This is a genomic window from Janthinobacterium sp. C22 (assembly GCF_057919405.1).
Genome location: NZ_CP193659.1, coordinates 5111172 through 5137171 on the forward strand (window position 1 = coordinate 5111172; position 26000 = coordinate 5137171).

The window sequence follows — 26000 nt, forward strand, 5'->3', positions numbered from 1 at the left end:
ACCCTGACCGCCTGCATGCCATGCAAGCGCGCTAACAGCTTAGCCATATTCCCCCGAGGGGTATGGCGGGAAGTGTCGCGGAAATAAAAAAAGCCGCCCGAGGCGACTTTGATTTATTCACTGCCTGCTTCTGCGCTGTTGGTGGAGGTCAGCGGGAGTCAACCCTGACCGCCTGCATGCCATGCAAGCGCGCTAACAGCTTGGCCATATCCCCCGAGGGGTATGGCGGGAAGTGCCGCGGAAATAAAAAAAGCCGCCCGAGGCGACTTTGATTATCACGTGATTTCTGCGCTGTTGGTGGAGGTAAGCGGGATCGAACCGCTGACCTCTTGCATGCCATGCAAGCGCTCTCCCAGCTGAGCTATACCCCCGGGCGCAGAAACACTGCTACTTCTTTACGACTACAACACCAGACTGAACTGGCGTCCCCAAGGGGATTCGAACCCCTGTACTCACCGTGAAAGGGTGATGTCCTAGGCCTCTAGACGATGGGGACCTCGGTACTGCATTTTTGCTTCTACAATTTGCCGCTTTACTTCTGCGCTGTTGGTGGAGGTAAGCGGGATCGAACCGCTGACCTCTTGCATGCCATGCAAGCGCTCTCCCAGCTGAGCTATACCCCCGGGCGCAGAAATAATAAAAGCCGCACTTGGCGACTTTGTTCCACTACTTGCTTTCCATCCAGAACCCGTTTTTTACCGGCCTGAACTTACAACAATCAGTACAAACAACTGCCACTACTATACCACAACTACCTGGCGTCCCCAAGGGGATTCGAACCCCTGTACTCACCGTGAAAGGGTGATGTCCTAGGCCTCTAGACGATGGGGACCGCGGAACTTCCAAACAACATCTGCACCACTTCAACAAGCAACATCATTGCTGCTGGTGGAGGTAAGCGGGATCGAACCGCTGACCTCTTGCATGCCATGCAAGCGCTCTCCCAGCTGAGCTATACCCCCGTTGGTGCAGAAACAAGAGTATAGCAAAGAAGTTTCACTCTGCAAATACCCTTTTTCGTCTATGAGCAACTTTTCATAGGGGCGGTTTCCGCACTGCGTTTACGCGCTCAATTCAGCGCGGCGATTACAGCCACTTTGCCAGGCGCGCCAGCACGGTGTCACGGCCGAAGATCACCACCACCTGATCGATGGCCGGCGTCTGCAGCTGGCCCGTCAGGATCAGGCGCAAGGGCATGGCCAGCAGCGGCATCTTGATGGTGTTGGCGGCCAGCACTTCCTTGATCATGGCGGCCACGGCTTCCTTGCTCCACTCCACCGTGGCGATGCGCTCGGCAAACTGCGCCAGCACGGGCTTGATCGCGTCCGTGATGTGCTGCGCCGCCAGTTCCGCTTCCGGCTGCGGCTCGCGGAAGAACAGCATCGAAGCGGCAGCCAGCTCATTGACCGTGTTGGCGCGCTCTTTCATCATGCCCAGCACCAGCGCCAGGTCCGGCGCGCCTTCGAAGACGGCGCCAGCTTCCAGCATCTGCGGGCGCGCCAGGTCGGCCAGACGGGTATTGTCGGCCTGCTTGATGTACTGGTTATTGAGCCACTTGAGCTTTTCCAGATCGAACTGCGCGGCCGACTTGGTCAGGTGCTCGAGGTTGAACCACGCGCAGAACTGTTCCACCGAGAAGACTTCATCGTCGCCATGGCTCCAGCCCAGGCGCGCCAGGTAGTTCAGCATCGATTCAGGCAGGAAGCCCTGCGCCGGATAATCCATCACGCTGACGGCATCGCGGCGCTTCGACATCTTCTGGCCGTCCGAACCCAAAATCATCGGCAGGTGGCCGTACAGTGGCAGCGGTGCACCGATGGCGCGCAGGATGTTGATCTGGCGCGGGGTGTTGTTGACGTGGTCATCGCCACGCAGCACGTGGCTGATCTGCATGTCCCAGTCATCGACGGCCACGCAGAAGTTATAGGTTGGCGTGCCGTCCGGGCGGGCGATCACCAGGTCGTCCAGTTCGCGGTTAGAGATCGTGATCGTGCCCTTGACCACGTCGTCCCACGTCACGTCGCCATCGAGCGGATTCTTGAAGCGCACGACGGGCTTGCGGTCCGCCGGCACGGCCGGCAGGGTCTTGCCCGGTTCCGGGCGCCAGGTGCCGTCGTAGCGTGGCTTTTCGCCGGCGGCGCGCATGCGCTCGCGCATCGCTTCGACTTCTTCCGGCGACGAGTAGCAGTGGTACGCCGTACCTTCGGCCAGCATCTGCGCCACCACTTCGCGGTAGCGGTCCATGCGGGCCATCTGGTAGAACGGGCCTTCGTCGTGGTCCAGGCCCAGCCACTTCATGCCTTCGATGATGGCTTGCACGGCTTCCGGCGTGGAACGCTCCACGTCCGTGTCTTCGATGCGCAGCACGAAGGTGCCGCCGAAGTGGCGGGCATACGCCCAGCTGTATAAAGCGGTGCGGGCGCCGCCCAGGTGCAGATAGCCGGTCGGGCTGGGAGCGAAACGGGTACGGACGGGAGTAGCGTTTGTGGTCATCGAAGTAATCAGGCTTGAATAAGTAAAACGCCATTTTACTCTGTTGACCGCCGCCGCTCCACAAGCGCCGTCACAGCTGCAGCAAGCGCCTTTTCACCTCGTCCGCCTGCGCATGCAGCGCCTGCTCGAACAGGGCCACCAGCTGCGACAGGGGCCGGTGCAAAGGCTTCACGAGATTCACCGTGAACGGCAGGGACACGGCAAAGCGGCGGATCTGCAAGCCCTGCCCCGCATAATCGAGGGCCGTGAGCGGATTGACGATGGCCAGCCCCACGCCTTCGCGCACCATGGCGCACACGGAAGCGGCGCTGTGCGTGTCGAGCGCCATGCGCCGCTCCACGCCGGCCTGCGCGAAGATGGCGTCGATCTGCTGGCGGTAGGGGTCGACGGTGGCCAGGCTGATGAAAGGCTGGCCCGCGAAATCGGCCGGCTGCAGCACGGCCTTGCCGGCCAGCGCATGGCCATCGGGCAGTACGCACACTTCATCGACGGACATCAGGGTGTCAAGCGCGGTGCCCGGCGGCGCATTGCCCACTTCCGTCAAGCCGATATCGTGGCGCTGCGCCGACAGCCACTCTTCCAGCAGCGGCGATTCCTGCGGCGTGATGCTGATGCTCACCTTGGGAAAGTCGGCGACGAAGCGCTTGCAGGCCTGCGGCAGCAGGGATTGGGAAAACACGGGCAGGCAGGCGATCGACAGCTGCCCCTGGTCGAACTGGCGCAGGGCAGTCGCCGTGCTGACGATGCGCTCCAGGCCGAAATACGCGCGCTGTACTTCTTCGAACAGCTGCAGCGCCTGGGCCGTGGGGCGCAGCCGCCCCCGTTCGCGCTCGAACAGGGTCAGGCCCGTCAAATGCTCGAGGCGCGCCAGCTCGCGGCTGACGGTGGGCTGCGAGGTGTGCAGCATGGCGGCGGCGGCCGTCACGCTGCCCGTCGTCATGATGGCGCGGAAAACCTCGATATGGCGCAATGAGATGGTCATGCGCATATCATAAATGAATAAGGTCGCCTTAAATGGATATTTTATGTTTACACAGAAAAGCCGCATCATGGCCAGCATCGCAGGTCGGATTAGCGGGCAAAGCCCGCGTAATCCGACGCCACCTCCGACACCACCCATCACACGACAAAGACCACCACCATGAAACCAGTGCCAGACGCCACCCTCGCCCAACTCGCCCAGGAACACGGCACGCCCCTGTGGGTGTATGACGCGGCCACCATCCGCGCACGCATCGCGCAGCTGGCGCAGTTCGACACCGTGCGCTTCGCGCAAAAGGCCAACTCGAACATCCATTTGCTCACCCTGATGCGCGAAGCGGGCGTGCACGTGGACGCCGTCTCGCTGGGCGAGATCGAGCGTGCGCTGCAGGCAGGCTTTACGCCGGCGCAAACGAATGGCGCCGCCGGCGTGGTGTTCACCTGCGACCTGTTCGACCGCGCCACCCTGGCGCGCGTGGCGGCAGCGAAGATCGAAGTCAATTGCGGCTCCGTCGACATGCTGCGCCAGCTGGGCCCCGTGTCGCCCGGCCACCGCGTCTGGCTGCGCATCAATCCCGGCTATGGTCATGGCCACAGCAACAAGACGAATACGGGCGGCGAAAACAGCAAGCACGGAATCTGGCATGAAGAGCTGCCGGAAGCGCTGGCCGTCATCCGCGCGCATGGCCTGCACCTGGTGGGCCTGCACATGCACATCGGCTCCGGCGTCGACTACAGCCACCTGGAAACCGTCTGCGGCACCATGGTCGACCTGGTCAAGAACATGGGCCATGACCTGGAAGCCATTTCCACGGGCGGCGGCCTGTCCGTGCCCTACCGCGAAGGCGAGCAGCCCGTCGACACGGACCACTACTTCCAGCTGTGGGATGCGGCGCGCAAGCAGATCGAGGCGCACCTGGGCCATCCCGTGCACCTGGAAATCGAACCGGGCCGCTTCCTCGTGGCCGACGCGGGCCTGCTGGTGGCCGAAGTGCGCGCCACCAAGCAAATGGGCGGCAACCATTTCACCTTGCTCGATACGGGCTTCAATGAACTGATGCGTCCCGCCATGTACGGCAGCTACCATGAAATGTCGGTGATCGCGCACGACGGCCGCGCTCTCGATGAACAGCACGCCACCGTCGTCGGCGGCCCCCTGTGCGAATCGGGCGACGTCTTCACCCAGCGCGACGGCGGCGTGGTGGAAACCCGCCTGCTACCTGCAGCGCAGGTGGGCGACTACGTCGTCTTCGAAGGCGCGGGCGCGTATGGCGCCTCGATGTCGTCGAACTACAACAGCCGCCCGCATGCAGCCGAATACCTGGTCGATGGGGCGCAATCCCGCCTGATCCGCCGCCGCCAGACGGTGGCCGAGCTGATCGCGCTGGAACAACTGTAAATCCTCGCCCGCGTGCGGGCATGCGCATCTGCTAACATCGGGGCAACTCGATGAAAGCCCGCCATGCCCGCCCAAGCACTTCCCTTCCGCAGCGCCACCCGGCTGCTGCCGCCCCTGCTGCTGTCCGCCGTCCTCGCCGGCTGCACTACACTGCCCTCGCTGGACGGCCGCAGCCCCTCCACCGTCATCGCAGACACACAGCACACCCAATTGGCCACGGCCATCGCGCCCATGGTGGCGCAGCATCCCGGCGTGTCCGGCATCTATCCGCTGGTCGACGGCCGCGACGCCTTTGCCGCGCGCGCCCTGCTGGCCGCCGCCGCCCAGCGCAGCCTGGACGTGCAGTACTACATCTGGCACAAGGACATCACGGGCACCTTGCTGTTCGACGCCCTGCGCCAGGCGGCGGAACGTGGCGTGCGCGTGCGCCTGCTGCTCGACGATAACAATACGGCGGGCCTGGACCAGACCCTGGCCATGCTGGGCAAGCAGCGGAACCTGGAAATCCGCCTGTTCAACCCCTTCCTGCCCCGCTCTCCCCGCGCGCTGGCCTTTGCCATGGATTTTTCGCGCCTGAACCGGCGCATGCACAATAAATCGTTCACGGCCGACAACCAGGCCACCATCGTTGGCGGACGCAATGTGGGCGATGAATATTTTGGCGCGGCCGGCGAGGTGCTGTTCGCCGACCTGGACGTGCTGGCCGTCGGCCCCGTCGTCGGCGAGGTCTCGCAGGATTTCGACCGCTACTGGAACAGCGCCTCGGCTTACCCGGCCAGCCTGCTGCTGACCAGTCCTGTCGACGGCGACGCGGCCACCATCGCCGCCGAGGCGGACCGCATCGACGACACCAGGGCCGCCGAGGAATACGTGCAGGCGCTGCGCACCTCGCCCTTCGTCAAGCAGATGATGGAACGCACCCTGCCCTTCGAATGGGCAAGGACGCGCATGGTCAGCGACGACCCGGCAAAAGTGCTGGACAAGGCCCGGCCAGGCACGGGCGTGGCGGAAAACCTGCAAAACCTGCTGGGCGTGCCGGAAAAGGAAGTGGACCTGGTGTCGCCGTATTTCGTGCCCGGCAAGGCCGGCACCCAGGCCTTTGCCGACCTGGCGAAAAAAGGCGTGGGCGTGCGCATCCTGACGAATGCGCTGGAAGCGACCGACGTGGCGGCCGTGCATGCGGGCTATGCAAAGTGGAGGAAACCGCTGCTGGAAGCGGGCGTGCTGCTGTACGAGTCGCGCCGCTCGTGGGAAGCTGGCGACGCGCGCGAGCAGCCGGGCCGCTTCGGCAGTTCCGCATCGAGCCTGCATGCGAAGACCTTTGCCGTCGACGACCGGCGCATCTTTGTCGGCTCGTTCAATTTCGACCCGCGCTCGATCGAATTGAACACGGAAATGGGCCTCGTCATCGACAGCCCCGCGCTGGCCAGCCAGCTGGGGCAAGCCATGCGCACCAGCATCCCGCGGCGCGCCTACCAGGTGCTGCTTGGCGACGACGGCCAGCTGTACTGGCTCGCCCGCGACGCCAACGGGGCCGCCACGCGCTACGACACGGAACCGGGCACCAGCGTGTGGAAGCGCATGGGGGTGGCGATTCTGTCGGTGCTGCCGATCGATTGGTTGCTGTAATCGGTTTTGCCGACGATGTTGTCGGATGACGCGTGGCTGCGCCCCGCTAATCCGACCTACAAGGTCATCGTAGGTCGGGTTAGCGCAAAGCGCGTAAGCCGACAAGCGCGCAGCACCGCCCTTTACCGCACCGCTTCCGTCAAGATTCGCCCTTCCGACGCGGACGGCTGGCGTATGCGCAGCAGGTGGGCCAGCGTAGGCGCGATGTCGACCACTTCCGCGTACTGGCCATAGGCGCCCGGCTTGATCCAGCGGGGGCCGAACACCATCAGCGGCACGTTGGTGTCATACGTGTACGGCGTGCCGTGCGAGGTGCCGCCGCTGCCCTTGCCAAAGTACCAGGCCGGCTTTGTGACGACCATCAGGTCGCCCGACAGCTGGCGGTTCCAGGCGCGGCGCATCAGGGTATCCATGCGGGTGACCACGGCGCCTGCTTCCATCTGCGTGCGCGTGTAGACTTGCGCCAGGCCGTCCTGCTGCAGCAGGAAGCGGGCCGCCGCGTCTTCCAGGGCGGCGCGCTGGATGCCGCTCTTTTCCGCCAGCGCGTAGTCGAGGTAGATATTCGGCAGCGACGACGTCGTCACCAGTTTATCGATGCCCAGGCTCGTCGCCAGGTGCCGGCTCAAGGCATCGACCAGCTTGGCGCCATCGATGCGTTTGGCGGAAAAGCCGCGCGTTTCGGCAAATTCCGGCACGTTGGCAAAGCCATGGTCGGCCGTCAGCACCACCAGCACGTTATCCATGCCGACTTTTTTATCCAGGTCGCTAAAGAAGCCGGCCAGCATGCGGTCCAGGCGCTGCAGGTGGTCGTGCGACATCTTGCTTTCCGGGCCGTAGGCATGGTTCACATAATCGTGCGCGGACAGGCTCACGCCCAGGATGTCGGGCACGCCGGCCGGATTGCGGCCCAGATTCTCGCCATCGATGGCGGCGCGGGCGAATTCCAGGGTCAGCTCATCGAGGAAGGGACCGGACTTCAAACGGCTGTAGTACTCGCCATCGAGCTTGCCGCTGTCGCTGTAATAGGCGAACGGGAAGGTATTGCGCGTGCCCGGCTTGGCCGCCACCAGATCATCACGGGCGTCGCGCGCATAGGCAGCATCGGCCAGCAGCGGCGTCCAGCTCTTGCCATAATAACGGTCCTGCGGTTTGGCCGCCTGGTAGCGCTGCACCCATTGCGGATGCTGCTGCATGTAATAGGTGCTGCTGGCGAAATTGCCCGTCTTTTCCATGTACATATAGGCCGTGCCCGTTTTCCCGGCCAGCAGGATGGCGCCCCGGTCCTTGCCCGACACGGTGACGACCTTGGCCTGGTCGCCCGTGGCATAGCGCAGCTCGTCGCCCAGGGTGCTCACGCGCAGCTTCGTCGGCGCCGTGCCGTCGTCCGGCTGCGTTGCTTCGCCAATGTAATGGAAATTACCGTCCTCGGTGCAGTACACGGACTTTTTCGTAACGGGATCGATCCAGTTATTGCCGATCACGCCATGCTGGTACGGGTAGGCGCCCGACAGCACGGCCGAGTGGCCGATGGCGGTGACCGTGATGCCATGCGCCTGGTGCGCATCGCTGAACCACGCGCCCTGCTCCAGCAGGCGCCGGAAGCCGCCCTGGCCGAACTGGTCGCGGTAGCGCGTCACCTGTTCCTGCGGCAAACCGTCGACCACCAGCACGACTACCAGCTTCGGTTGCGCCGCAGTGGCCGGTGCAATCTTGGCCGCATGCGCCTGGCACGCCGCCACGCCAGCGACCACCAGCAGCGCCTGCGCCACTTGCCGGGAAAGGGAGAAATGTTTCGTCATATCCACTCATCAAAAGTTAGGCCACCGGGCAGCATACGCCGACTATATGACGCAATGATGACAAAAAGCAATAACTAGAAAAAGGCCGGGCTCCATCGCTGGAACCCGGCCTATGCCGCAACAGACAATATATCTGACTTACTTAACCGTCACCTTGATGCTTTTGCTCAACTCCGGTCCATACGACTGGTGCGCGCCATTGGCGAACTGCATGGTGAGGGTGTACTGGCCTGGCGGCAAGGTGACGTCCGTTTCCGTTTGACCTTTGCCAAAATGCAAATGCTTGTCATCCATGGGTATCATCTCGCCCGCCTTCATCGGCCCCGAATTGATGAGCAGATGATGGTGGCCCGTCTTGGCCGTCATGTCGCCGGCCGGCTTGACGTCCATGCCTTGGATCGCAAACTTGACCTTGAACGGGCTGCTGACGGTGGCGCCGTCAACCGGCTCGACGAACGAGACGGATTGGGCAAAGGCGCTGGCGGCCAGCAGGCTGCCGGCGATCACGGCGATACTACGACGCAGGAATACGGTGGTCAATTGCATGATGTCTCCTCTTGTTTAATAACAACACGGACTGCATGAAACCATATTCCTGGCGGTCATGGCGCCGGGGACGAGTTAAGCCAATGGTGCCACTGGTGGCCTTGAAAACCGTAGCGAGCAAGCTCAATGTCGGGTTGAGTAACGCAACCGTACTTTAGTACGGTGAGTAACGCCGACCCGAAAGTGAGCTGCGCAGCAGGTTTGCAAGGCCACCCAACCATCAGTCGTTCTTGATCACGATCGACGGGAATTTACTTGTCATATCCTTCGCCTTTTCCGCCACTTTAATGGCGATGGTGCGGGCGATCTGCTTGTAGATCACGGCGACGGGGCCTTCCGGCTCGGCCACGACGGTGGGCGTGCCCGAGTCCGTCTGCTGGCGAATCGCCATGGTCAGCGGCAAGGCGCCGAGGAATTCCACGCCGAAGTCCGCGCACATCTTCGCGCCGCCGCCGGCACCGAAGATTTCTTCCGCATGGCCGCAGTTCGAGCAGATGTGCGTGCTCATGTTTTCCACCACGCCGAGGATCGGAATGCCGACCTTCTCGAACATTTTGAGACCCTTGCGCGCGTCCAGCAGCGCGATGTCCTGCGGCGTGGTGACGATCACGGCGCCCGTGACGGGTACTTTCTGCGACAGGGTCAGCTGGATGTCGCCGGTGCCTGGCGGCATGTCGACGATCAGGTAATCGAGGTCGCGCCAGTTGGTCTGGTCCAGCAACTGCTGCAAGGCTTGCGTGACCATCGGGCCGCGCCACACCATCGGCTCGTCCGGATCGATCATGAAGCCGATCGACGACACTTGCAGGCCGTGGTTTTCCATCGGCTCCATGCTCTTGCCGTCCAGCGTCTTCGGCTGGCCGCTGATGCCCAGCATCATCGGCTGCGACGGGCCATAGATATCGGCGTCCAGCATGCCGACGGTGGCGCCTTCGGCGGCCAGGGCCAGGGCCAGGTTGACGGCCGTGGTCGATTTGCCAACGCCGCCCTTGCCGGAAGCGACGGCGATGATGTTTTTCACGTTGCTCATCGGCTTCAAGCCGCGCTGCACCGTGTGCGAAATGATCTTCGACGACACGCCCACGCTGACGTTGCCCACGCCCGGCAGCACGCGCAGGGCGGCCAGCACGGACTTGCGGATCAGGTCGATCTGGCTCTTGGCGGGATAGCCCAGTTCGATGTCGAGCGAAATGTCGCTGCCATCGACCTTCAGATTCTTGACGGTTTTACTGGAAACGAAATCTTTATGTGTATTTGGATCAATAACCTGGGCCAGCGCGGCCTTGACGTCTTCTACTGTGATGCTCATGTAAATCTCCGTGTGTACTACATATGTGCAATACGCGCAGTCTAGCGCAAATTTGCGTGGTGCGATGGCGGCAAAAGCATCACTTGCCGGCGCTGCATCTGCTCATATTGCCTTTCCGCTGTTAAAATGTCCTATTATCCATCCCAAAAGTGCATCAATCATGACTCGCAAGCTGTTCGTCACCACTGCCCTGCCTTACGCAAACGCCGCTTTTCACATTGGCCACATCATGGAATACATCCAGGCCGATATCTGGGTCCGGTTCCAGCGAATGCAACGCGATGGCGCAGCCGGCCGTGAAGTGCACTTTGTGGGCGCCGACGATACGCATGGCACGCCCATCATGATCGCCGCCGAAAAGGAAGGCATCACGCCGCAGCAATTCGTCGCCAACATCGCGGCCGGCCGCGCCCAGTACCTCGATGGCTTCCACATCGCCTTCGACAACTGGTATTCGACCGATTCGCCGGAGAACGTTGATCTGTCGCAATCGATCTACCGCAAGCTGCGCGATACGGGCCTGATCGTCACGAAAACCGTCGACCGCTTCTTCGACCCGGTCAAGGGCATGTTCCTGGCCGACCGCAACATCAAGGGCGAATGCCCGAAATGCGGCGCCAAGAACCAGTACGGCGACAATTGCGAAGTGTGCGGCGCGGCTTACCAGCCGACCGACCTGGTCAACCCGTTCTCGGTCTTCACCAACGCGACGCCCGTGATGAAGCCGTCGGAACAGTATTTCTTCAAGCTGTCCGACCCGCGCTGCTTCGAATTCCTCAAGGATTGGCTGAACACGCCAGGCCGCTTGCAGCCGGAAATGGTCAACAAGGTCAGCGAGTGGCTGGGCGAGGCGGGCGAAAAGCTGGCCGACTGGGACATCTCGCGCGACGCGCCCTACTTCGGCATCCCGATTCCCGATGCGCCGGGCAAGTTCTTCTATGTGTGGATGGACGCGCCCGTCGGCTACCTGGCCAGCCTGAAAAACTATTGCGACAAGAAAGGCATCGATTTCGACGCCTTCCTGAACGACCCGACGACGGAACAGATCCATTTCATCGGCAAGGACATCGTTTCCTTCCACCTGCTGTTCTGGCCTGCCATGCTGAAGTTCGCCGATCACCCGGTGATCGACAAACTGAAAGTCAATGTGCACGGTTTCCTGACGGTCAACAACGAAAAAATGTCGAAGTCGCGCGGCACCGGCATTTCGCCGCTGCGCTACCTGGACCTGGGCATGAACCCGGAATGGCTGCGCTACTACATCGCCTTCAAGCTGAACTCGAAAGTGGAAGACCTGGATTTCAACGGCGAAGATTTTGTTGCCCGCGTGAACAGCGACCTGATCGGCAAGTACGTGAACATCGCCAGCCGCTGCGCCGGCTTCATCGCCAAGCGTTTCGACGGCAAGCTGGCATCCACGCTGTCGGAAGGCGCACAAAGCTGGATCAACCGCGCGCTGACGGTGGACGTCAACGGCGTCATCGTCGAGCGCCAGGCCAGCATCGCCGCGCACTTCGAGAACCGCGAATTCGGCAAGGCCTTGCGCGAGATCATGGAAATCGCCGACATCACCAACCAGTATGTCGATGAAAACAAACCATGGATTCTGGCCAAGGATGCGGACAAGACGTTTGACCTGCACGACGTGTGCACGACGGCGCTGATCCTGTTCCGCCAGCTGACGATTCTGCTGTCGCCGGTGCTGCCGGGCGTGGCGAAGAACGTGGCATCGTTCCTCAATGACGCCGAGTTCACCTGGGCCGATACGCAAGTGTTCGGCGACGCCGTCTCGAACAGCATGCTGGGCCGTACCATCGGCGCCTACAGCCACTTGATGACGCGCATGGATGCGAAGATGATCGAAGCGCTGTTTGACGCGCCGCAAGCAGCCGCCGCCATCGCCGCACCGGCTGGCGACGCCGCGAACGACGCCACGGCCCCTGCTGCCGCCGCTGCCGCCATCGAGGAACTGGCGCCCGAAATCAAGATCGACGACTTCCTCAAGGTCGACCTGCGCATCGCGAAAATCGTCAATTGCGAACTGGTGGACGGTTCCGACAAGCTGCTGCGCCTGACCCTGGATGCGGGCGAAGGCCGCTTGCGCAATGTGTTCTCGGGCATCCGCTCGGCCTACCAGCCGGAAGAACTGGTCGGCAAGCTGACGGTGCTGGTGGCCAATCTGGCGCCGCGCAAGATGAAGTTCGGCATTTCGGAAGGCATGGTCATGGCCGCCTCCGCCGCCGACGAGAAGGCCAATCCGGGCATCTACATCCTGAACCCGTGGCCAGGCGCAGAACCTGGCATGCGCATCCGCTAAGCCCGCACAAGGACCGATGATGAATATCGTGGTGCGCGAAGCAACAAATGCCGATGCACAACTGATGGCCGAGCTGACCCGCGCCGCGTGGGCCGGCAAGGTGGCGGCCTCGTCCAGCGGGCACCACGAGACGGCGCAGCAGGTGGAAGCGCAATTGCGCCACGGCGGCGGTTTTCTGTTGCTGATCGACGACATTCCAGCCGGCTCGCTGCGCTGGATGCCGCTCGACAGCGATCCCGCCATCTGGAAGATTTCACGCATGGGCGTGCTGCCCGCCTACCGGGGCAGCCACGTCTCGCAGCATTTGCTCGAAGCCATCATTCATCACGGCCTGTCGTGCCAGGCCGAGGAATTGCGCCTGGCCGTACGGCGCGACCAGCGCAAGCTGATCGATTTTTATGCGGCCTTCGAATTCGAGCTGGCCGAAGAACTGGAATATTCGCACGCCAACCCCGCCGAACCGGCGCCGATGGTGATGCGGCGCCTGCTGCGTTATTGATTTTTAGCAATTTCGCCCCGGACTTGCCGATACAACAACCCGCCAAGCGGCACGGCGCGGTAAAATACGGCCGGCTGACCTTACCCATAAGACACTCAGAAGAGAATATGAAACTGCCTGCAAAACACAACAACTACGTATCCGACCACACCTTGTTCATCGCCGAACTGAAGGCCAAGAATCCTGGCATGGAAGCGGGCCAGCAAGCGGGCCGCGCCCTGCTGTGGGACAAGCCGGCCGTCAGCATCGATGAGCAGGAACGCCAGCTGGCGTCGGCCGTCAAGCAACAGGCTTACGTTTACCAGAACAAGAACTAAGACCTGGAACCGGCACGATGTTGCCTGAAGAGTCTGCAGTCACCCCGGAAGCCGACGCTTCCGGTGCCGGCGCAGTCATCGAGTCGCCCGAACCTGTCGCCGATGGCGACGGCAGCGGCGACCCTGCAGCATCTGCAGCCGAGGTAACGGACGCGGCGCCCGCCGCCGACCCGCTGGGCATCGCCCGCCTATATGGCGAGCCCATGCTGCGCATGCCGACGGATCTGTACATTCCGCCGGACGCGCTGGAAATCTTCCTCGAAGCCTTCGAAGGCCCGCTCGACTTGCTGCTCTACCTGATCCGCAAGCAAAACTTCAACATTCTCGACATTCCGATGGCGCAGGTGACCCTGCAATATCTGAAATACGTGGACCAGATCCGCGTGCGCAACCTGGAACTGGCCGCCGAGTACCTGCTGATGGCGGCGATGTTGATCGAGATCAAGTCGCGCATGCTCTTGCCATCGCGCAAGAGCGACGTCGAGGAAGATGGCGGCGACCCACGCGCTGAACTGGTGCGCCGCCTGCTCGAGTACGAGCAGATCAAGCTGGCCGCCTACGACCTGAACGCCATTCCCCAGTTCGAGCGCGATTTCGTGCGCACGCAGATTTTCATCGAGCAAAGCCTGACGCCCACCTGGCCCGACGTGGAACCGGTGGACTTGCAGCAGGCATGGCTCGACGTGCTGAAACGCGCCAAGCTGACCCAGCATCACCGCATCAGCCGCCAGGAACTGTCCGTGCGCGAGCACATGTCGAGCATTTTGCGCCACTTGCAGTCGTCGCGCTTCGTCGAGTTCAGCGAGCTGTTCGACATTGCCGGCGGCGTGCCCGTGGTGGTGGTCAACTTCGTGGCCTTGCTGGAACTGGCCAAGGAAACCCTGATCGAAATCACGCAGGCAGAACCGTTTGCCCCCATCTACGTCCGGCTGGCCTATTCGCCCGCCTGATCCCTTCCCTTTGTCACTGACCACCGTACAACGGGGTTTTAGCGAAAGCAATCCATGAAAATTATTTCCGACATTGAAGAATTGCGCGACCAGCTCAGCGGACAGCTGCGCACGGCGTTCGTCCCCACCATGGGCAACCTGCACGAAGGCCATCTGTCGCTGATGCGCCTGGCGCGCAAGCATGGCGACCCCGTCGTCGCCTCGATCTTCGTGAACCGCCTGCAATTCGGGCCGAACGAAGACTTCGAGAAATATCCGCGCACCATGGCGGCCGACATCGCCAAGCTGGAAAAGGAAGGCGTGTACGTGCTGTTCGCGCCGACGGAAAAGGAACTGTACCCGGAGCCGCAGGAATACCGCGTGCGCCCGCCCGATGACCTGGGCAATACCCTGGAAGGCGAATTCCGCCCCGGCTTCTTCGAAGGCGTGTGCACGGTCGTCACCAAGCTGTTCTCGTGCGTGGGTCCGCGCGTGGCCGTGTTCGGCAAGAAAGATTACCAGCAACTGATGATCATCCGCAACATGGCGCGCCAGTTCGCGCTGCCGACGGAAATCATCGCCGCAGAAACCTACCGGGCAGACGATGGCCTGGCTTTGTCCTCGCGCAATATGTACTTGTCGGAAAGCGAACGGGCGGAAGCGCCGGAACTGTTCAAGGGCCTCAATTTCGTCGCCGAGGAAGTGCGCAAGGGCAACCTGGCCGTGGGCGAACTGGAACAAGCCAGCATGCAACTGTTGAACAGCCGCGGCTGGAAATCGGACTACATCGCCGTGCGCAAGCGCGCCAACCTGCAAGCGCCGAATGCCGCCGAACTGGCCGCGGGCGAACCGCTGGTGGTGCTGGCCGCCGCCAAGCTGGGGCAGACACGTTTGATCGACAACCTGGAAATTTAAGCGCAGTCACAGCGGGGCCGTTCGGCCCCGTTTCTTTTATTACTTCTCCATCCCTACCAGCTTGAGCTCGGCAAACAGCGGTTTGTTACTGCCGCGTGCCGCTTGCAACATGTCATAGCTGGCCGCATCGAGCACGATTTCCTCTCCCGCCCACAGCTTGCGCTGATTCGCAGGCAGCCTCAGGCTGCGCAGGATGGCCCGGACCTGGGCCGGATCGGCTGCCAGCAGGCGGATGGCGTGCGCATGGCGCTGCGTTCCCGTGCGTATCGGCAAGCCGCCCTCGGGACCATGCTGGCTCAGGCTGACATAATCGCGGCCCCCCACGCGGTGCAGATAAGCATGCCGGCCATCGCCTTCGGCAGGCAACGGCGCGGCCGGCTCCTGCCTCTCGACAAGCGCGACAGGCACGACAGCGGTTTGTTCAAGGCTCACGCCGCAAGCTGCCAGCAAGGCCGCGCTCAGGGCGAAAAACAATACGGGTGCTCGGCGCATGTTGCGCTCCTTCTTGTCGGGGTCGGGGACAAAGGGGGAATACTGCAGCGATCATGGGCCAAATTATTTGACGTGTAAAGTTAACTTTAGGAAATATTTCATTCTCTTGCGCAATTTCTTGCAGCCGGCGCGACCATGCCGGTCCATACCAGCCAGGCCAGCAATGATTGTTAATGGAATTTGCACATTGAAATCCATATCACCATCTTTATCCATGAATCGATATAGATCACAATGGCTGCACTGGCCCATGCGGGCCGCCACCACGACAGGAGAGCACCATGAATACAGCAACCATCCCCGCCAGGGTCGCCATCGTCACGGGCGCCTCGCGCGGCATCGGCGCGGCCATCGCCCACCGCCTGGCGCGCGACGGCATGCAGGTCGTCGTCAATTACGCCAGCGGCAGGGAGGCGGCGGATGCGCTGGTGGCGGCCATCGCGGCCGAAGGCGGCGCCGCCATCGCCGTCAAGGCCAACGTGGCCGATGCGGGCGAGGTGCAAGCGCTGTTCGATGCGGCCGAGGCTGCCTATGGCGGCATCGACGTGCTGGTCAACAACGCCGGCATCATGCCGCCCGCGCTGCCCACCCTGGCCGATACGGACGACGCCACCTTCGACAGCCTGTTCGCCATCAACGTCAAGGGCAGCTTCAACACCATGCGCCAGGCGGCGACGCGCTTGCGCCACGGCGGCAGCGTGCTCAACTTCTCGACCAGCGTGACCGGCCTGGCCCTGCCCGGCTATGCCGTCTACGGCGCCACCAAGGCGGCCATCGAGACGATGACGAATATCTTCGCCAAGGAATTGCGCGGCAAGAACATTACCGTCAACGCCGTCGCCCCCGGCCCCACGGCCACGGCCCTGTTCTTGAACGGCAAGACGGAAGAAACGATAGAACGCATGAGCAAGATGGCGCCGCTGGAACGCCTGGGCACGCCGGACGACATCGCCGCCGCCGTAGCCTTCCTGTGCGGCCCCGATGGCCGCTGGATCAACGGCCAGACCCTGCGCGCGAACGGCGGCCTGGTATAGCACCAGCCATGCATGCTGTGCGTCGCGCGTTGCCGTCTGCGATGCTCACCGCACTAGATTTTGAATTCGGACGCCAGTTTTCCACGGATCACTCCGCATCGATGCCGATGATCGGCAGCGACGGCAGTGACGCCATCTCCGCCGGCCTGGTGGCAATCGAGCATGGGGTCGCCAGCGCCGTTGGGTGCCATTTTCTGGCGCCAGGGGAATCGCCGACGCCGTGGTGTCTCCGGCAGAAGCCCCGCTAGCCACCCGCGCAGTGTTGCGCATGAATGCGGCGGCGCGCATTATTCCTGTGGCGACAGGCATGGATAGCGGCGCCTCAGCAGCCAGGCCATGCCCAGCAGCATGGGCGCCAGCAGCGCCAGCGTGCCCGGCTCCGGCACCACCGCGATCTGCGCGGGCAACGGCGCATTGAAGGCGATGTCGGACAGGTTCGCATCGAGCAGGATGATGTCCGACAGGCTGAGCGCAGCGATGCCGCTGGTGTTACGCGAGCGGAACACGATGCCCGCCAGGGCGCCGCTGCCGTTCACGCCGGGCAAGCTGTCGGTCAGCGTGCCCAGCGTGAACGAGATTCGTCCCGCCACATTGTCGATTGTGCCGGGAAAGAAGATGGTGGGACCGCCGCCGGGCAGCAGGCCGCCTTCGGCGACGCTGGTGGCCGATAGCAGCCTGGGATCGAACGACAGGTCGAACTGAAAGGCGAACAGGTCGGTGGCGTCATGGATCACAATATTGACGCCAAAGCTTTGGTCCTGCGGCAAGAACAAGGACTCGGGCACGATGTTGATGATCGGGGCGGCACGGGCCTGGAGGCTACAGGCCAGCAAGGCGCCCAGGGCCCAGAGGCAAATCGATGTCAGTCGGGTGGCCATGTTGTGCTCCTCTTCAGGTTCGGGTTGGATTTGAATCAAAACGGGCAAGTGGTGCCTGCCGGCAGCTTGCGCGCGATCAAGGCCAGGTCCCGCACATCGACCACGCCATCGTTGTTGACGTCGCCATTCAAGCGGGGGCCCCGCTGTCCCAGTCTGAGGCGGACCTGCGCCACGTCGGCACAGTTGACCTCGCCGACCGTGATGCGCAGCGCATGGTTTTGCTCGACTAACTCTCCGCGCAAGATGAGTTTGCCTGGAAGCAAGGGCAGGCGCAGCACGCCCGGCACGGGTGAGATGCCACCGCCCGCGCGCAGGATTTCGGTGCTGTCGCCCGGCCGGAGCGTGACGCCGGGGGCCAGCGTCACATAGATCTCGCCCTCCAGCTCCGCGCCGGCCGCGACCTCGAGCCGCGTCGGGTTGCTGCTGGCAAAGGCGTCCGGCAGCTGGATCTGCCCGTTAAACGGCAAAAACAGGTCGCCCTTGATCTGGCGTATGCCCCGTAGCCGCAACACGCCGTTATTGACGAACTGGGCTTGGAGTGTGCCGCCGGTGTAGTCGAAGGTGCCGTTGTTGTAGATAAACAGCGCGCTCAGGGCGCCGCGCGCCAGCGTGTAGGCGCTATGCCCGCCGCCGATCGACAGCGTGCCCTCGAAGCCGCTGAGAATCGGACCCTTGGCTTCGATCTGGTGGGTGCCGCCATTCTGGATGAACACGCCAGTGCCATCGATGCCCACCCATTCTTCGTTGCTGGACAGGATGCCCTGGTTCAAGGTGTAGCTGCCGACACCGCCGGCGCCGTAGCCCAGGGTCAGGCGGCGCAGCACCTCGTTGCTGCCATTGTCCTGTGTAAAGCTGCCGCTGCCGTTAAAGCCGATATCCTCCACCTCGGACCTGAGCGTGGCGTCCACGCCGTCGAGCACGTAGACGCCTGAACTGCCCGCCGTTGCGCCGAGCACCAGGGTCGGCGTGATCATGGTTCCTTCGGTCTGTTCCAGCCGGCCTTTGCCGGCTATTCCGACGGCGGTCAGCATGGCTTCCAGGTCCGCCTGCGCGCGTAGCGTCATGTTGCCGCTGCCGCTGGCATCGATCCTGAGGTCGAGCAGCTGGGCCGGCGCCGCGGCGCTGTCGCGCGTCACGGTCCGGTCAATATCGTCATGCTGCAGCAGATACACTGTCCCGCCCGTCGGCTGGACGGTGCCGCCCGTCCCGTCCGGAGTGTCGGACCAGTTATTGCCTTCTTCCCAGAAACCGCTGCCATTGATCCAGTAATGCGTATTGCTGGCGAAAAATGCCTGCAGGGAGGCGAACCAGGCGGGCGCCAGCTTGTCGTAGCCCTGCTGGGTGGCCGGATGGGTGCCGTCCGTGAAGTCCGCCAGCGTCAGTTGCGCGCCGGTGTCCACAAAATGGGTATTGTTACGCTCCGTTGCCAGCGTGCGGACATTGTTGTTGTAGTCGCCAATGTATTTGTTCAGAATGAATTCGCCCAGCAAGCGGAGCGCAACCTCGTACTCGCTCTCCGCCAGGACGGCATCGCCGTCAGCATCTGCCGCGCGGAAGATACTGCCCAGATCAGGATTTAATTTCTTGCGGTTCAGGAAGGCGTTCACCGCGCTGGTGAACTTCGCCTGATCGACCGCGCCGCTTTGGCCGCCGACTATTTCAAACGAGAGTCCTTGTGATTTCAGGTAATCGAGCAGGGTATGCGTTACCTTTGGCCCGGTGCCGTCGAGGGGATAGCCCATCGGCGGGATGGACGAGACAAAGATCTCCACTTTCTCTCCGCGGTCCTGATAGTCCTTGTTGATTTTCTGGATCAGCGTGGCAAGCTCGCTGGCCAAGGCGACCAGGCCCAGGGGCCGAAACCGGAGCGGATGTCGATTTGCCTGAAATCGTTGGTGCCGGCCATCAGCAGGATGATGGCCGGCTGGAAGGTGTTCCATGCTGCCGCGCCGGTGATATCGGCGACCGTGGCGCCCACGGCGCCTTGATGGGCAAGGTAGTTGGGCGGGTCGACGGGGTCATGACCGCCGCCGACGTAGTCGATTTTCTTGCCGGCCGCCAGCAGGTCGGTGAGCAGCTTCAGCCGGTAGCTGCGCTCCGGCCTCAAGGGATAGCCGGCCGTCAGCGAATCACCCAGCGGCATCACTTTGATCTGCAGTGGCGGCTCGTCCGCGCAGGCGAGCGATGCCGCGCTCAGCCACCACAGCAAGATGAAGGCGCGCAGGATCTGCCGCGTCCATGAAAACAGGATGGCTTGGATGGGGAAATTGCGGGGCATAAATCCTCCGGACGGGCTGCAGGGCATCGAAGTAGCGCCAAGTCCAACGATCTGCTGGGCTGGTGCGCCAGGCCGAACTATGCAAAGCCTGTGCCATTCGCCGCAAGTGGTTGATTTTTCAATGTATTTATTTGGCTCAACGGACCAGTGCGGCGGGAATGTAAAAAAATCCGGCATCGGCAGCCAGGGGCGGCATCCGCGCAGGGATGTCTTGAGCGCAGTGCTGATTTGATCGATGATCGCATCACGCCGCCGGGTAGCGGCATCATCTCGGAGGACTGCCCAAGCTGCCTTCGTTCAACGGGCGGCTTGCAATCCGCATGCGGACCTCGCCCAACCCGGGCACGATATTTCCGTCGACACTGATGCCGCGGTGGCGGCGAAGCGCCAGGAAGGCCGTTTACGAAAAAGAGATAAAAAAACGCCGCCAGTTCGCACCGGCAGCGTTTTTCTTGAAGCAAATCAAACCGTGATCAGGCGCCGGCCTTTTCCAGCTTCTCGAAAATCTTGTTCAGCTTTTCATCGAGGGTCGCGGCCGTGAACGGCTTGACGACATAACCGCTGGCGCCGGCTTGCGCGGCGGCGATGATGTTTTCTTTTTCGCTTCGGCGGTCACCATCAGCACGGGCAGCTTGGCCAGTGCGGGATCGGCGCGGATATGCTGCAGCATCGTCAGGCCATCCATGTTCGGCATGTTCCAGTCCGAGACGACGAAATCGAACGATTCCGCGCGCAGCTTGGCCAGGCCCATCACGCCGTCTTCCGCCTCATCGACGTTGGCATAACCCAGTTCCTTCAACAGATTCCGGACAATGCGGCGCATCGTCGAAAAATCGTCAACGACTAAAAATTTCATCTTTGGATCAGCCATGAATAACTCCGTTGTTTCTGTAGCGGTTTGTTAATAATATCGACATGAATGCCGACATTATGGTCGACACTACGGCAGCAAGTTGTAGGATAGCATTTTCGTTGCTTTTAGGCGAACAAACTTGCCTCAGATCATATAAAACGTGGCTTACACGCGCAAAGCACGCATGCCGTGCGCCGCCAGGTGTCCCAGCACCATGCCAGGCAGCGCCGTCAGAGCGCCGACCTCATGCGTAGCGCCGACGGCGATCGCCTCGCGCGGCATGCCGAACACCACGCAACTGGCTTCATCCTGCGCAAAATTATACGCTCCTGCGGCCTTCATCTCCAACATGCCTTGTGCGCCGTCCTTGCCCATGCCGGTAAGGATCACGCCGACGGCATTTTTCCCGGCCGATTGCGCGGCCGAACGGAACAGCACATCGACGGACGGGCGGTGGCGGTTCACCGGTTCGCCCTGGTCGATCTTGGTCATGTAGTTGGCGCCGCTGCGCGTCAGTGTCAGGTGCGAATGGCCGGGTGCGATATAGGCGTGGCCGGGCAGCACGCGTTCGCCGCCCGCCGCTTCCTGCACCGAGATCTTGCACAGCGAATCGAGGCGGCGCGCAAACGAGCGCGTAAAGCCTTCCGGCATGTGCTGCGTGATCAGGATGCCGGGGCAATCGGACGGCATCTGCATGAGGAATTCGCGGATCGCTTCCGTGCCGCCCGTCGAGGCGCCCACGATGATCAGCTTCTCGCTCGACGTCAACGGGCTGCGCAGCGCAGGCAGCGGCGCGGCCGCCTTGTCGCCGGCCGACGGCAGGGTGCGCGCGCGGATGCGCGCCTTCGAGGCGGCGCGGATCTTGTCGGCGATCATGTCCGTGTACTCGCGCATGCCGCTCTGGATGGAAATCTTCGGCTTGGTGACGAAATCGACGGCACCCAGTTCCAGCGCGCGCATGGTGATTTCCGAACCGCGCTCGGTCAGCGACGACACCATCAGCACCGGCATCGGGCGCAAGCGCATCAGCTTTTCCAGGAAGTCCAGGCCATCCATCTTCGGCATCTCGACATCGAGGGTCAGCACGTCGGGGTTGGTCTGCTTGATCATCTCGCGCGCCACCAGCGGATCGGGCGCCGCCCCCACCACTTCCATGTCGGGCTGGCTGTTCACGATTTCCGTCATGACGCTGCGGATCAGCGCCGAGTCATCCACGATCAATACCTTGATCTTCATAAATATCCTTCCAGGCCTTGCGGCCCTTATTCTTTATTAAATTAGTAAACGGACAAAACCGGCGCAAGCCGCACAGCGCGACGCGCAGCAGGTTTGGTCCGCTGTCACTAGAACAGTTCGACCTCGCCGCCCACCGGCGCGACCTTGAGGCGGCTGGCGTAATCGAGTTCGCGGCGCACCAGCGTATCGTTGTGCGTCTGCATCAGCTTTTTCACCAGCACCTTGCCGCTGCGGGGAAGAAATACACCTTGCGCGGGTGGATGTCGTTGAGGTCTTCGGCCACCACGCGCATCTTTTCCGCCTTCAGGTAATTGATGACGAAGGCCGCATTGCGCTCGCCCACGTTGATCGCCGTGAAGCCGCGCAGCACGGCGCCGCCGCCGAACACTTTCGCTTCCATGTTCTCGCGCCGCGCGCCGGCCTTCAGCAAATCGTTGATCAGGATTTCCATGGCATAGGTGCCATAGCGCATCGACGCGGAAATCGGGCTGTTCGGATCGCTGCCGCCGTCGGGCAGCATGAAATGGTTCATGCCGCCCAGGCCCGTGACACGGTCGCGGATGCAGGCCGAGACGCAGGAGCCGAGCACGGTGACGATCAGCATGTCCTTGTTGGTAAAGTAATACTCACCAGGCAAGATCTTGGCGGCGTCACAATTGAACGTCCTGTCGTAATAGACGTTAGTGGCGAATTGCTCTTTGGATTCCAGGCTCATATCTCACTCTCATGTACGATGCGACGATGCCTTGGGCGCGGCGCCCCGAGGCTGATCGAGCTCATAGACTGTTTTACCGCGCAGCTTCAATGAATCCGACACGTACAGAAAATTCTCCGAATGGCCCGCGAACAGCAGGGCATCGGGCTTCATCAAGGGCACAAAGCGCGACAGGATCTTGCGCTGCGTCGCCTTGTCAAAATAAATCATCACGTTACGGCAAAAGATGACGTCGAACTGGCCCGTCAACGGCCAGCCGTCGGCCAGCAGGTTGAGCGGCTTGAAGGTGATCATCTGGCGCAGTTCCGGGCGCACCCGCACCTGCCCTTCGCGGTCGCCCTTGCCGCGCAAGAAGAAACGCCGCGCGCGGTCGGCCGGCATCTTGTCGAGCCGGTCCAGGTTGTAGACGCCATTGGCGGCCGTGGCCAGCACGTTCGTGTCGATGTCCGTGGCGATGATGGTGACCGGCGGCGTGAGCGTATTGAACGCCTCGCACACCGTCATGGCGATCGAATACGGCTCTTCGCCGGTGGAACTGGCCGAACACCAGATGGTGATCGGCCCGCTCAGTTTTTTCACATGCTCGGCCAGCAGCGGGAAGTGATGCGCCTCGCGGAAGAACGACGTCAGGTTGGTCGTCAGCGCATTCGTGAACGCTTCCCATTCGTCGCCCATGCGGCCCGCCTCCAGGTCGTCCAGGTAGCGGACGAACGAGGAGATGCCCGTCGCGCGCAGGCGCCTGGCCAGGCGGCTGTACACCATCTCCTGCTTGCTGTCGGCCAGCGCGATGCCGGCCCGCTTGTAAATCATGGCGCGGACCCGTTCGAAGTCCTTGCCAGTGAAATCAAATTCCTTGACCGAATCCGTTTTAGTTTGCGGCATTTTGTTTTTACCTCTCTATGACTACTCTGACCAATGCCTTTGCAAGTATAACTAGCGGGACCGGGTCGGCGTCAGAACTCTTCCCAATCGTCGCCGCCGGCCGCCGCCAGCTTTTTCGCCGGCGGTGGTGTGCCGGCTTGCGCCGTCTTTGCCAACCGCCGTGTAGTTGCCGCCACTGCAGGCGCCGGCCGTGCCGCCGCTTTGACTACTGGCGCGGGCGCGGGCATGGCCGCCTGCGCCGCGCTCTCGCCGTCCAGCTTGAAGATGCTGACGGCGTCGGCCAGTTTCTGCGCCTGGTCCTGCATGCTTTCGGCCGCCGCCGCCGCTTCCTCGACCAGCGCCGCATTTTGCTGCGTCATCTGGTCCATCTGCGCGATGGCCTGGTTCACTTCCTCGATGCCATGGCTCTGTTCCTGCGTCGCCGCCGTGATCTCGCCCATGATGTCGGCCACCTGCCGGATCGACGTGACGATCAGGCCCATGGTCTGTCCCGCTTCGTCCACCAGGCGGCTGCCGGCATCGACCTTGTCGACCGAGTCGCCGATCAGGCCCTTGATTTCCTTCGCCGCGCCGGCCGATCGTTGGGCCAGATTGCGCACCTCCGACGCCACCACCGCAAAACCGCGTCCCTGTTCGCCCGCGCGCGCCGCTTCGACGGCCGCATTCAGCGCCAGGATATTCGTCTGGAACGCAATGCCGTCGATGACGCCGATGATATCGACGATCTTGCGCGAACTGTCCTTGATGGAACCCATCGTGTCGACCACTTGCGCCACCACCTTGCCGCCCTGCTCCGCCACCGACGACGCCGACACGGCCAGCTGGTTGGCCTGGCGCGCGTTATCCGCATTCTGCTTCACGGTCGACGTCAGCTCTTCCATCGACGATGCCGTCTCTTCGAGCGAACTGGCCTGCGTTTCCGTGCGCGCCGACAGGTCCGCATTGCCGCTGGCGATCTCGCGCGACGCCACGGTGATGGTGTCGGTTCCCGTGCGCACGTCGCTGACCGTCTGCACCAGGCTCGCGTTCATGTCCTTCAATGCCTGCTGCAGGGCGCTCGTTTCATCCTTGCCCTCGACCACCACGCGCGAGGTCAGCTCGCCGGCAGCCACTTTCTGCGCCACGGCCAGGGCGCCCGACAGCGGCACCGTGATCGAGCGCGTGATGAAGATGGCGCACCAGGCGCCGATCGCCACCGCCGCCCCGCCCAGGATGAACAGTACCGTCATCAGGCGCGCATCGGCCGCCAGCGAATCGCCCATGAAGCTTTGCTGCGCCACATGCTGCAAGTCGAGCAGCTTGTTGATATCGGCCAGGGTCGCCTTGTTCAAGGGGTCGATGCGGGTGGCGATCACCTTCGCCGCGCCCTCGCTGTTAAACGCCAGCACCTGCCCCATCGCCTCCTTGAATGCGGCATCGACTTCGCCGTCGGCCTTGGCGATGTTGGCCAGCAGCGCCTTCTCGCCATCGGACAGGCCCAAGGTGGCCAGCTTGCCGCGCGCGCCGTCGTACAGCTTGCGCTGCTCGCGCACTTTGCCCTCTTCCACCTGCATCAGGCCCACATCGCCCTGCAGGCCGATATTGCGCATGGCGATGCCGGTTTCCAGCATCGCGCTTTTCATCAGCGACGCCTGCGTATTCTTTTCGCTTGCCAGCTCCAGGCCCGAGAGCAACTGGGCCTTGTTACGGTAATTCAGGGCATTCGCCGAAACGATCACCACCACCAGGATGGCGAGGATGCTGCCAAAACCTATCCCCAGCCGGGTGCCTATCTTGAAATCGCGCAAACTCATTACAGTCTCCAATATTTATGTGAACGGCGCCCGTTCAACCGGACGGCGCCGTGTTATGGCCGGGTCTCTGTCGGACCTTGCAGCCTGCCGGCGCGCCTCTAGCGACTGCTCGCGCTGGTACATGCATATCTGTAGTGATTCTTTGCGTGGCCATACGGCGGCGCACCGGGCGCCGCCTTGCTGCCTGCTTGCTGCCGCTTACGCCGCCAGCTTGTCGATCAGGCCCATCTCGCTGCTCGACATCAGCTTGTCGATGTCGACCAGGATCAGCATGCGCTCGTCGATGGTGCCCAGGCCGATCATGTAGTCGGTCGAGAAGGCGGTGCCCATTTCCGGCGCCGGCTTGACCTGCTCCGGCGTCAGGGTGGTGACGTCGGAAACGCTGTCGACCACCATGCCGACGATGCGGCCGCCGATGTTCAGGATGATCACCACCGTGAACTGGTCGTACACGGGCGTGCCCAGGTTGAACTTGATGCGCATGTCGACCACGGGGATGATGATGCCGCGCAGGTTGATCACGCCCTTGATGAATTCAGGCGCGTTGGCGATGCGGGTGACCGCTTCGTAACCACGGATCTCCTGGACCTTCAGGATATCGATGCCGTACTCTTCGGAGCCCAGGGTGAAGGCCAGGAATTCACGGCCGGCGATGTCCTTGCCGTCGCCCGCATTGCTTCCGGATGTTTGTTGAGTATCTGACATG

General features: G+C 62.4%; 21 protein-coding genes, 5 tRNA genes and 2 pseudogenes. 8 read left to right on the top strand and 20 right to left on the bottom strand.

Annotation, left to right across the window (positions count from 1 at the left end; genetic code table 11):
- Window positions 1–295: 295 nt before the first annotated feature.
- From ACRHIG_RS23910 to ACRHIG_RS23940, 7 genes are all read right to left on the bottom strand, one after another.
- Window positions 296–371, bottom strand: a tRNA-Ala gene (locus ACRHIG_RS23910).
- 49 nt (window positions 372–420) lie between these two features.
- Window positions 421–496, bottom strand: a tRNA-Glu gene (locus tag ACRHIG_RS23915).
- Between the two features lie 51 nt (window positions 497–547).
- Window positions 548–623 (bottom strand) — tRNA-Ala (locus ACRHIG_RS23920).
- 133 nt (window positions 624–756) lie between these two features.
- Window positions 757–832: transfer RNA gene (locus ACRHIG_RS23925), tRNA-Glu, on the bottom strand.
- A gap of 54 nt (window positions 833–886) precedes the next feature.
- Window positions 887–962 (bottom strand) — tRNA-Ala (locus tag ACRHIG_RS23930).
- A 124-nt stretch (window positions 963–1086) separates the two neighbouring features.
- Complete coding sequence (gltX, locus tag ACRHIG_RS23935) at window positions 1087–2493, bottom strand: glutamate--tRNA ligase (protein ID WP_489628133.1); 1407 nt, start codon at window positions 2491–2493, stop codon at window positions 1087–1089.
- A 70-nt stretch (window positions 2494–2563) separates the two neighbouring features.
- Window positions 2564–3475 (bottom strand): LysR family transcriptional regulator, encoded by a 912-nt coding sequence (locus tag ACRHIG_RS23940; RefSeq protein WP_489628134.1) that lies wholly within the window; start codon window positions 3473–3475, stop codon window positions 2564–2566.
- Window positions 3476–3634: 159 nt separating this feature from the next.
- On the opposite strand from ACRHIG_RS23940, the gene lysA reads away from it, so the two are divergent.
- On the top strand, window positions 3635–4873 hold the full coding sequence (lysA, locus tag ACRHIG_RS23945; protein ID WP_475413553.1) for a diaminopimelate decarboxylase: 1239 nt from the start codon (window positions 3635–3637) through the stop codon (window positions 4871–4873).
- A 63-nt stretch (window positions 4874–4936) separates the two neighbouring features.
- Window positions 4937–6502, top strand: a complete 1566-nt coding sequence (locus ACRHIG_RS23950) for a phospholipase D family protein (protein ID WP_489628135.1) — start codon at window positions 4937–4939, stop codon at window positions 6500–6502.
- A gap of 122 nt (window positions 6503–6624) precedes the next feature.
- Here ACRHIG_RS23950 and ACRHIG_RS23955 read toward each other — a convergent pair whose 3' ends face one another.
- The 3 genes from ACRHIG_RS23955 to apbC form a co-directional block, all read right to left on the bottom strand.
- Window positions 6625–8301 (bottom strand): alkaline phosphatase family protein, encoded by a 1677-nt coding sequence (locus ACRHIG_RS23955; RefSeq protein WP_489628136.1) that lies wholly within the window; start codon window positions 8299–8301, stop codon window positions 6625–6627.
- A 138-nt stretch (window positions 8302–8439) separates the two neighbouring features.
- Complete coding sequence (locus tag ACRHIG_RS23960) at window positions 8440–8847, bottom strand: DUF4399 domain-containing protein (protein WP_489628137.1); 408 nt, start codon at window positions 8845–8847, stop codon at window positions 8440–8442.
- A gap of 220 nt (window positions 8848–9067) precedes the next feature.
- On the bottom strand, window positions 9068–10156 hold the full coding sequence (gene apbC / locus ACRHIG_RS23965; protein WP_070219730.1) for an iron-sulfur cluster carrier protein ApbC: 1089 nt from the start codon (window positions 10154–10156) through the stop codon (window positions 9068–9070).
- 160 nt (window positions 10157–10316) lie between these two features.
- Between apbC and metG the strand changes: the two genes are divergently transcribed.
- The 5 genes from metG (at window position 10317) to panC (ending at window position 15133) form a co-directional block, all read left to right on the top strand.
- A complete protein-coding gene (gene metG / locus ACRHIG_RS23970; protein ID WP_489628138.1) occupies window positions 10317–12473 on the top strand; it encodes a methionine--tRNA ligase in 2157 nt (718 codons plus the stop codon).
- A gap of 19 nt (window positions 12474–12492) precedes the next feature.
- Window positions 12493–12972, top strand: a complete 480-nt coding sequence (locus ACRHIG_RS23975) for a GNAT family N-acetyltransferase (protein ID WP_070219744.1) — start codon at window positions 12493–12495, stop codon at window positions 12970–12972.
- Between the two features lie 107 nt (window positions 12973–13079).
- On the top strand, window positions 13080–13289 hold the full coding sequence (locus ACRHIG_RS23980) for a DUF3460 family protein (protein ID WP_034778041.1): 210 nt from the start codon (window positions 13080–13082) through the stop codon (window positions 13287–13289).
- A gap of 17 nt (window positions 13290–13306) precedes the next feature.
- Window positions 13307–14239, top strand: coding sequence for a segregation and condensation protein A (locus ACRHIG_RS23985; RefSeq protein WP_489628139.1), 933 nt, complete (start codon window positions 13307–13309; stop codon window positions 14237–14239).
- Window positions 14240–14293: 54 nt separating this feature from the next.
- On the top strand, window positions 14294–15133 hold the full coding sequence (gene panC, locus ACRHIG_RS23990) for a pantoate--beta-alanine ligase (protein ID WP_489628140.1): 840 nt from the start codon (window positions 14294–14296) through the stop codon (window positions 15131–15133).
- A gap of 39 nt (window positions 15134–15172) precedes the next feature.
- Here panC and ACRHIG_RS23995 read toward each other — a convergent pair whose 3' ends face one another.
- Window positions 15173–15625, bottom strand: a complete 453-nt coding sequence (locus tag ACRHIG_RS23995; protein ID WP_489628141.1) for a hypothetical protein — start codon at window positions 15623–15625, stop codon at window positions 15173–15175.
- Between the two features lie 281 nt (window positions 15626–15906).
- Here ACRHIG_RS23995 and ACRHIG_RS24000 point away from each other — a divergent pair, with 281 nt between their 5' ends.
- Complete coding sequence (locus tag ACRHIG_RS24000) at window positions 15907–16659, top strand: SDR family oxidoreductase (protein WP_489628142.1); 753 nt, start codon at window positions 15907–15909, stop codon at window positions 16657–16659.
- Window positions 16660–16946: 287 nt separating this feature from the next.
- Here ACRHIG_RS24000 and ACRHIG_RS24005 read toward each other — a convergent pair whose 3' ends face one another.
- From ACRHIG_RS24005 to ACRHIG_RS24045, 9 genes and pseudogenes are all read right to left on the bottom strand, one after another.
- Window positions 16947–17537: a cohesin domain-containing protein gene (locus ACRHIG_RS24005; protein WP_489628143.1), complete on the bottom strand. Its 591-nt coding sequence runs from the start codon at window positions 17535–17537 to the stop codon at window positions 16947–16949.
- A 35-nt stretch (window positions 17538–17572) separates the two neighbouring features.
- The gene (locus ACRHIG_RS24010; RefSeq protein ID WP_489628144.1) at window positions 17573–19375 is read right to left on the bottom strand and encodes a hypothetical protein; all 1803 of its coding nucleotides are present in this window, start codon (window positions 19373–19375) and stop codon (window positions 17573–17575) included.
- Entirely contained in the window at window positions 19351–19815 is a 465-nt protein-coding gene (locus ACRHIG_RS24015) for an SGNH/GDSL hydrolase family protein (protein WP_489628145.1), read from the bottom strand. Before ACRHIG_RS24015 ends, ACRHIG_RS24010 begins: the two co-directional genes overlap by 25 nt.
- A gap of 473 nt (window positions 19816–20288) precedes the next feature.
- Window positions 20289–20686: pseudogene (gene cheY, locus ACRHIG_RS24020) on the bottom strand (chemotaxis response regulator CheY).
- Between the two features lie 147 nt (window positions 20687–20833).
- Entirely contained in the window at window positions 20834–21904 is a 1071-nt protein-coding gene (locus ACRHIG_RS24025; RefSeq protein ID WP_475413560.1) for a protein-glutamate methylesterase/protein-glutamine glutaminase, read from the bottom strand.
- Between the two features lie 107 nt (window positions 21905–22011).
- A pseudogene (gene cheD, locus ACRHIG_RS24030) lies at window positions 22012–22619 on the bottom strand (chemoreceptor glutamine deamidase CheD).
- Window positions 22620–22628: 9 nt separating this feature from the next.
- The gene (locus ACRHIG_RS24035; protein ID WP_035826600.1) at window positions 22629–23501 is read right to left on the bottom strand and encodes a CheR family methyltransferase; all 873 of its coding nucleotides are present in this window, start codon (window positions 23499–23501) and stop codon (window positions 22629–22631) included.
- Between the two features lie 71 nt (window positions 23502–23572).
- Window positions 23573–25294: a methyl-accepting chemotaxis protein gene (locus ACRHIG_RS24040; RefSeq protein WP_489628146.1), complete on the bottom strand. Its 1722-nt coding sequence runs from the start codon at window positions 25292–25294 to the stop codon at window positions 23573–23575.
- A 198-nt stretch (window positions 25295–25492) separates the two neighbouring features.
- Window positions 25493–25999 (bottom strand): chemotaxis protein CheW, encoded by a 507-nt coding sequence (locus ACRHIG_RS24045; RefSeq protein ID WP_034758356.1) that lies wholly within the window; start codon window positions 25997–25999, stop codon window positions 25493–25495.
- Window position 26000 lies beyond the last annotated feature (1 nt).

Bases quoted from the DNA above. Each gene is read 5' to 3' on its own strand.
- gltX (WP_489628133.1), bottom strand. From the start codon at position 2,493: ATGACCACAAACGCTACTCCCGTCCGTACCCGTTTCGCTCCCAGCCCG.
- ACRHIG_RS23940 (WP_489628134.1), bottom strand. From the start codon at position 3,475: ATGACCATCTCATTGCGCCATATCGAGGTTTTCCGCGCCATCATGACG.
- lysA (WP_475413553.1), top strand. From the start codon at position 3,635: ATGAAACCAGTGCCAGACGCCACCCTCGCCCAACTCGCCCAGGAACAC.
- ACRHIG_RS23950 (WP_489628135.1), top strand. From the start codon at position 4,937: ATGCCCGCCCAAGCACTTCCCTTCCGCAGCGCCACCCGGCTGCTGCCG.
- ACRHIG_RS23955 (WP_489628136.1), bottom strand. From the start codon at position 8,301: ATGACGAAACATTTCTCCCTTTCCCGGCAAGTGGCGCAGGCGCTGCTG.
- ACRHIG_RS23960 (WP_489628137.1), bottom strand. From the start codon at position 8,847: ATGCAATTGACCACCGTATTCCTGCGTCGTAGTATCGCCGTGATCGCC.
- apbC (WP_070219730.1), bottom strand. From the start codon at position 10,156: ATGAGCATCACAGTAGAAGACGTCAAGGCCGCGCTGGCCCAGGTTATT.
- metG (WP_489628138.1), top strand. From the start codon at position 10,317: ATGACTCGCAAGCTGTTCGTCACCACTGCCCTGCCTTACGCAAACGCC.
- ACRHIG_RS23975 (WP_070219744.1), top strand. From the start codon at position 12,493: ATGAATATCGTGGTGCGCGAAGCAACAAATGCCGATGCACAACTGATG.
- ACRHIG_RS23980 (WP_034778041.1), top strand. From the start codon at position 13,080: ATGAAACTGCCTGCAAAACACAACAACTACGTATCCGACCACACCTTG.
- ACRHIG_RS23985 (WP_489628139.1), top strand. From the start codon at position 13,307: ATGTTGCCTGAAGAGTCTGCAGTCACCCCGGAAGCCGACGCTTCCGGT.
- panC (WP_489628140.1), top strand. From the start codon at position 14,294: ATGAAAATTATTTCCGACATTGAAGAATTGCGCGACCAGCTCAGCGGA.
- ACRHIG_RS23995 (WP_489628141.1), bottom strand. From the start codon at position 15,625: ATGCGCCGAGCACCCGTATTGTTTTTCGCCCTGAGCGCGGCCTTGCTG.
- ACRHIG_RS24000 (WP_489628142.1), top strand. From the start codon at position 15,907: ATGAATACAGCAACCATCCCCGCCAGGGTCGCCATCGTCACGGGCGCC.
- ACRHIG_RS24005 (WP_489628143.1), bottom strand. From the start codon at position 17,537: ATGGCCACCCGACTGACATCGATTTGCCTCTGGGCCCTGGGCGCCTTG.
- ACRHIG_RS24015 (WP_489628145.1), bottom strand. From the start codon at position 19,815: ATGCCCCGCAATTTCCCCATCCAAGCCATCCTGTTTTCATGGACGCGG.
- ACRHIG_RS24025 (WP_475413560.1), bottom strand. From the start codon at position 21,904: ATGAAGATCAAGGTATTGATCGTGGATGACTCGGCGCTGATCCGCAGC.
- ACRHIG_RS24035 (WP_035826600.1), bottom strand. From the start codon at position 23,501: ATGCCGCAAACTAAAACGGATTCGGTCAAGGAATTTGATTTCACTGGC.
- ACRHIG_RS24040 (WP_489628146.1), bottom strand. From the start codon at position 25,294: ATGAGTTTGCGCGATTTCAAGATAGGCACCCGGCTGGGGATAGGTTTT.
- ACRHIG_RS24045 (WP_034758356.1), bottom strand. From the start codon at position 25,999: ATGTCAGATACTCAACAAACATCCGGAAGCAATGCGGGCGACGGCAAG.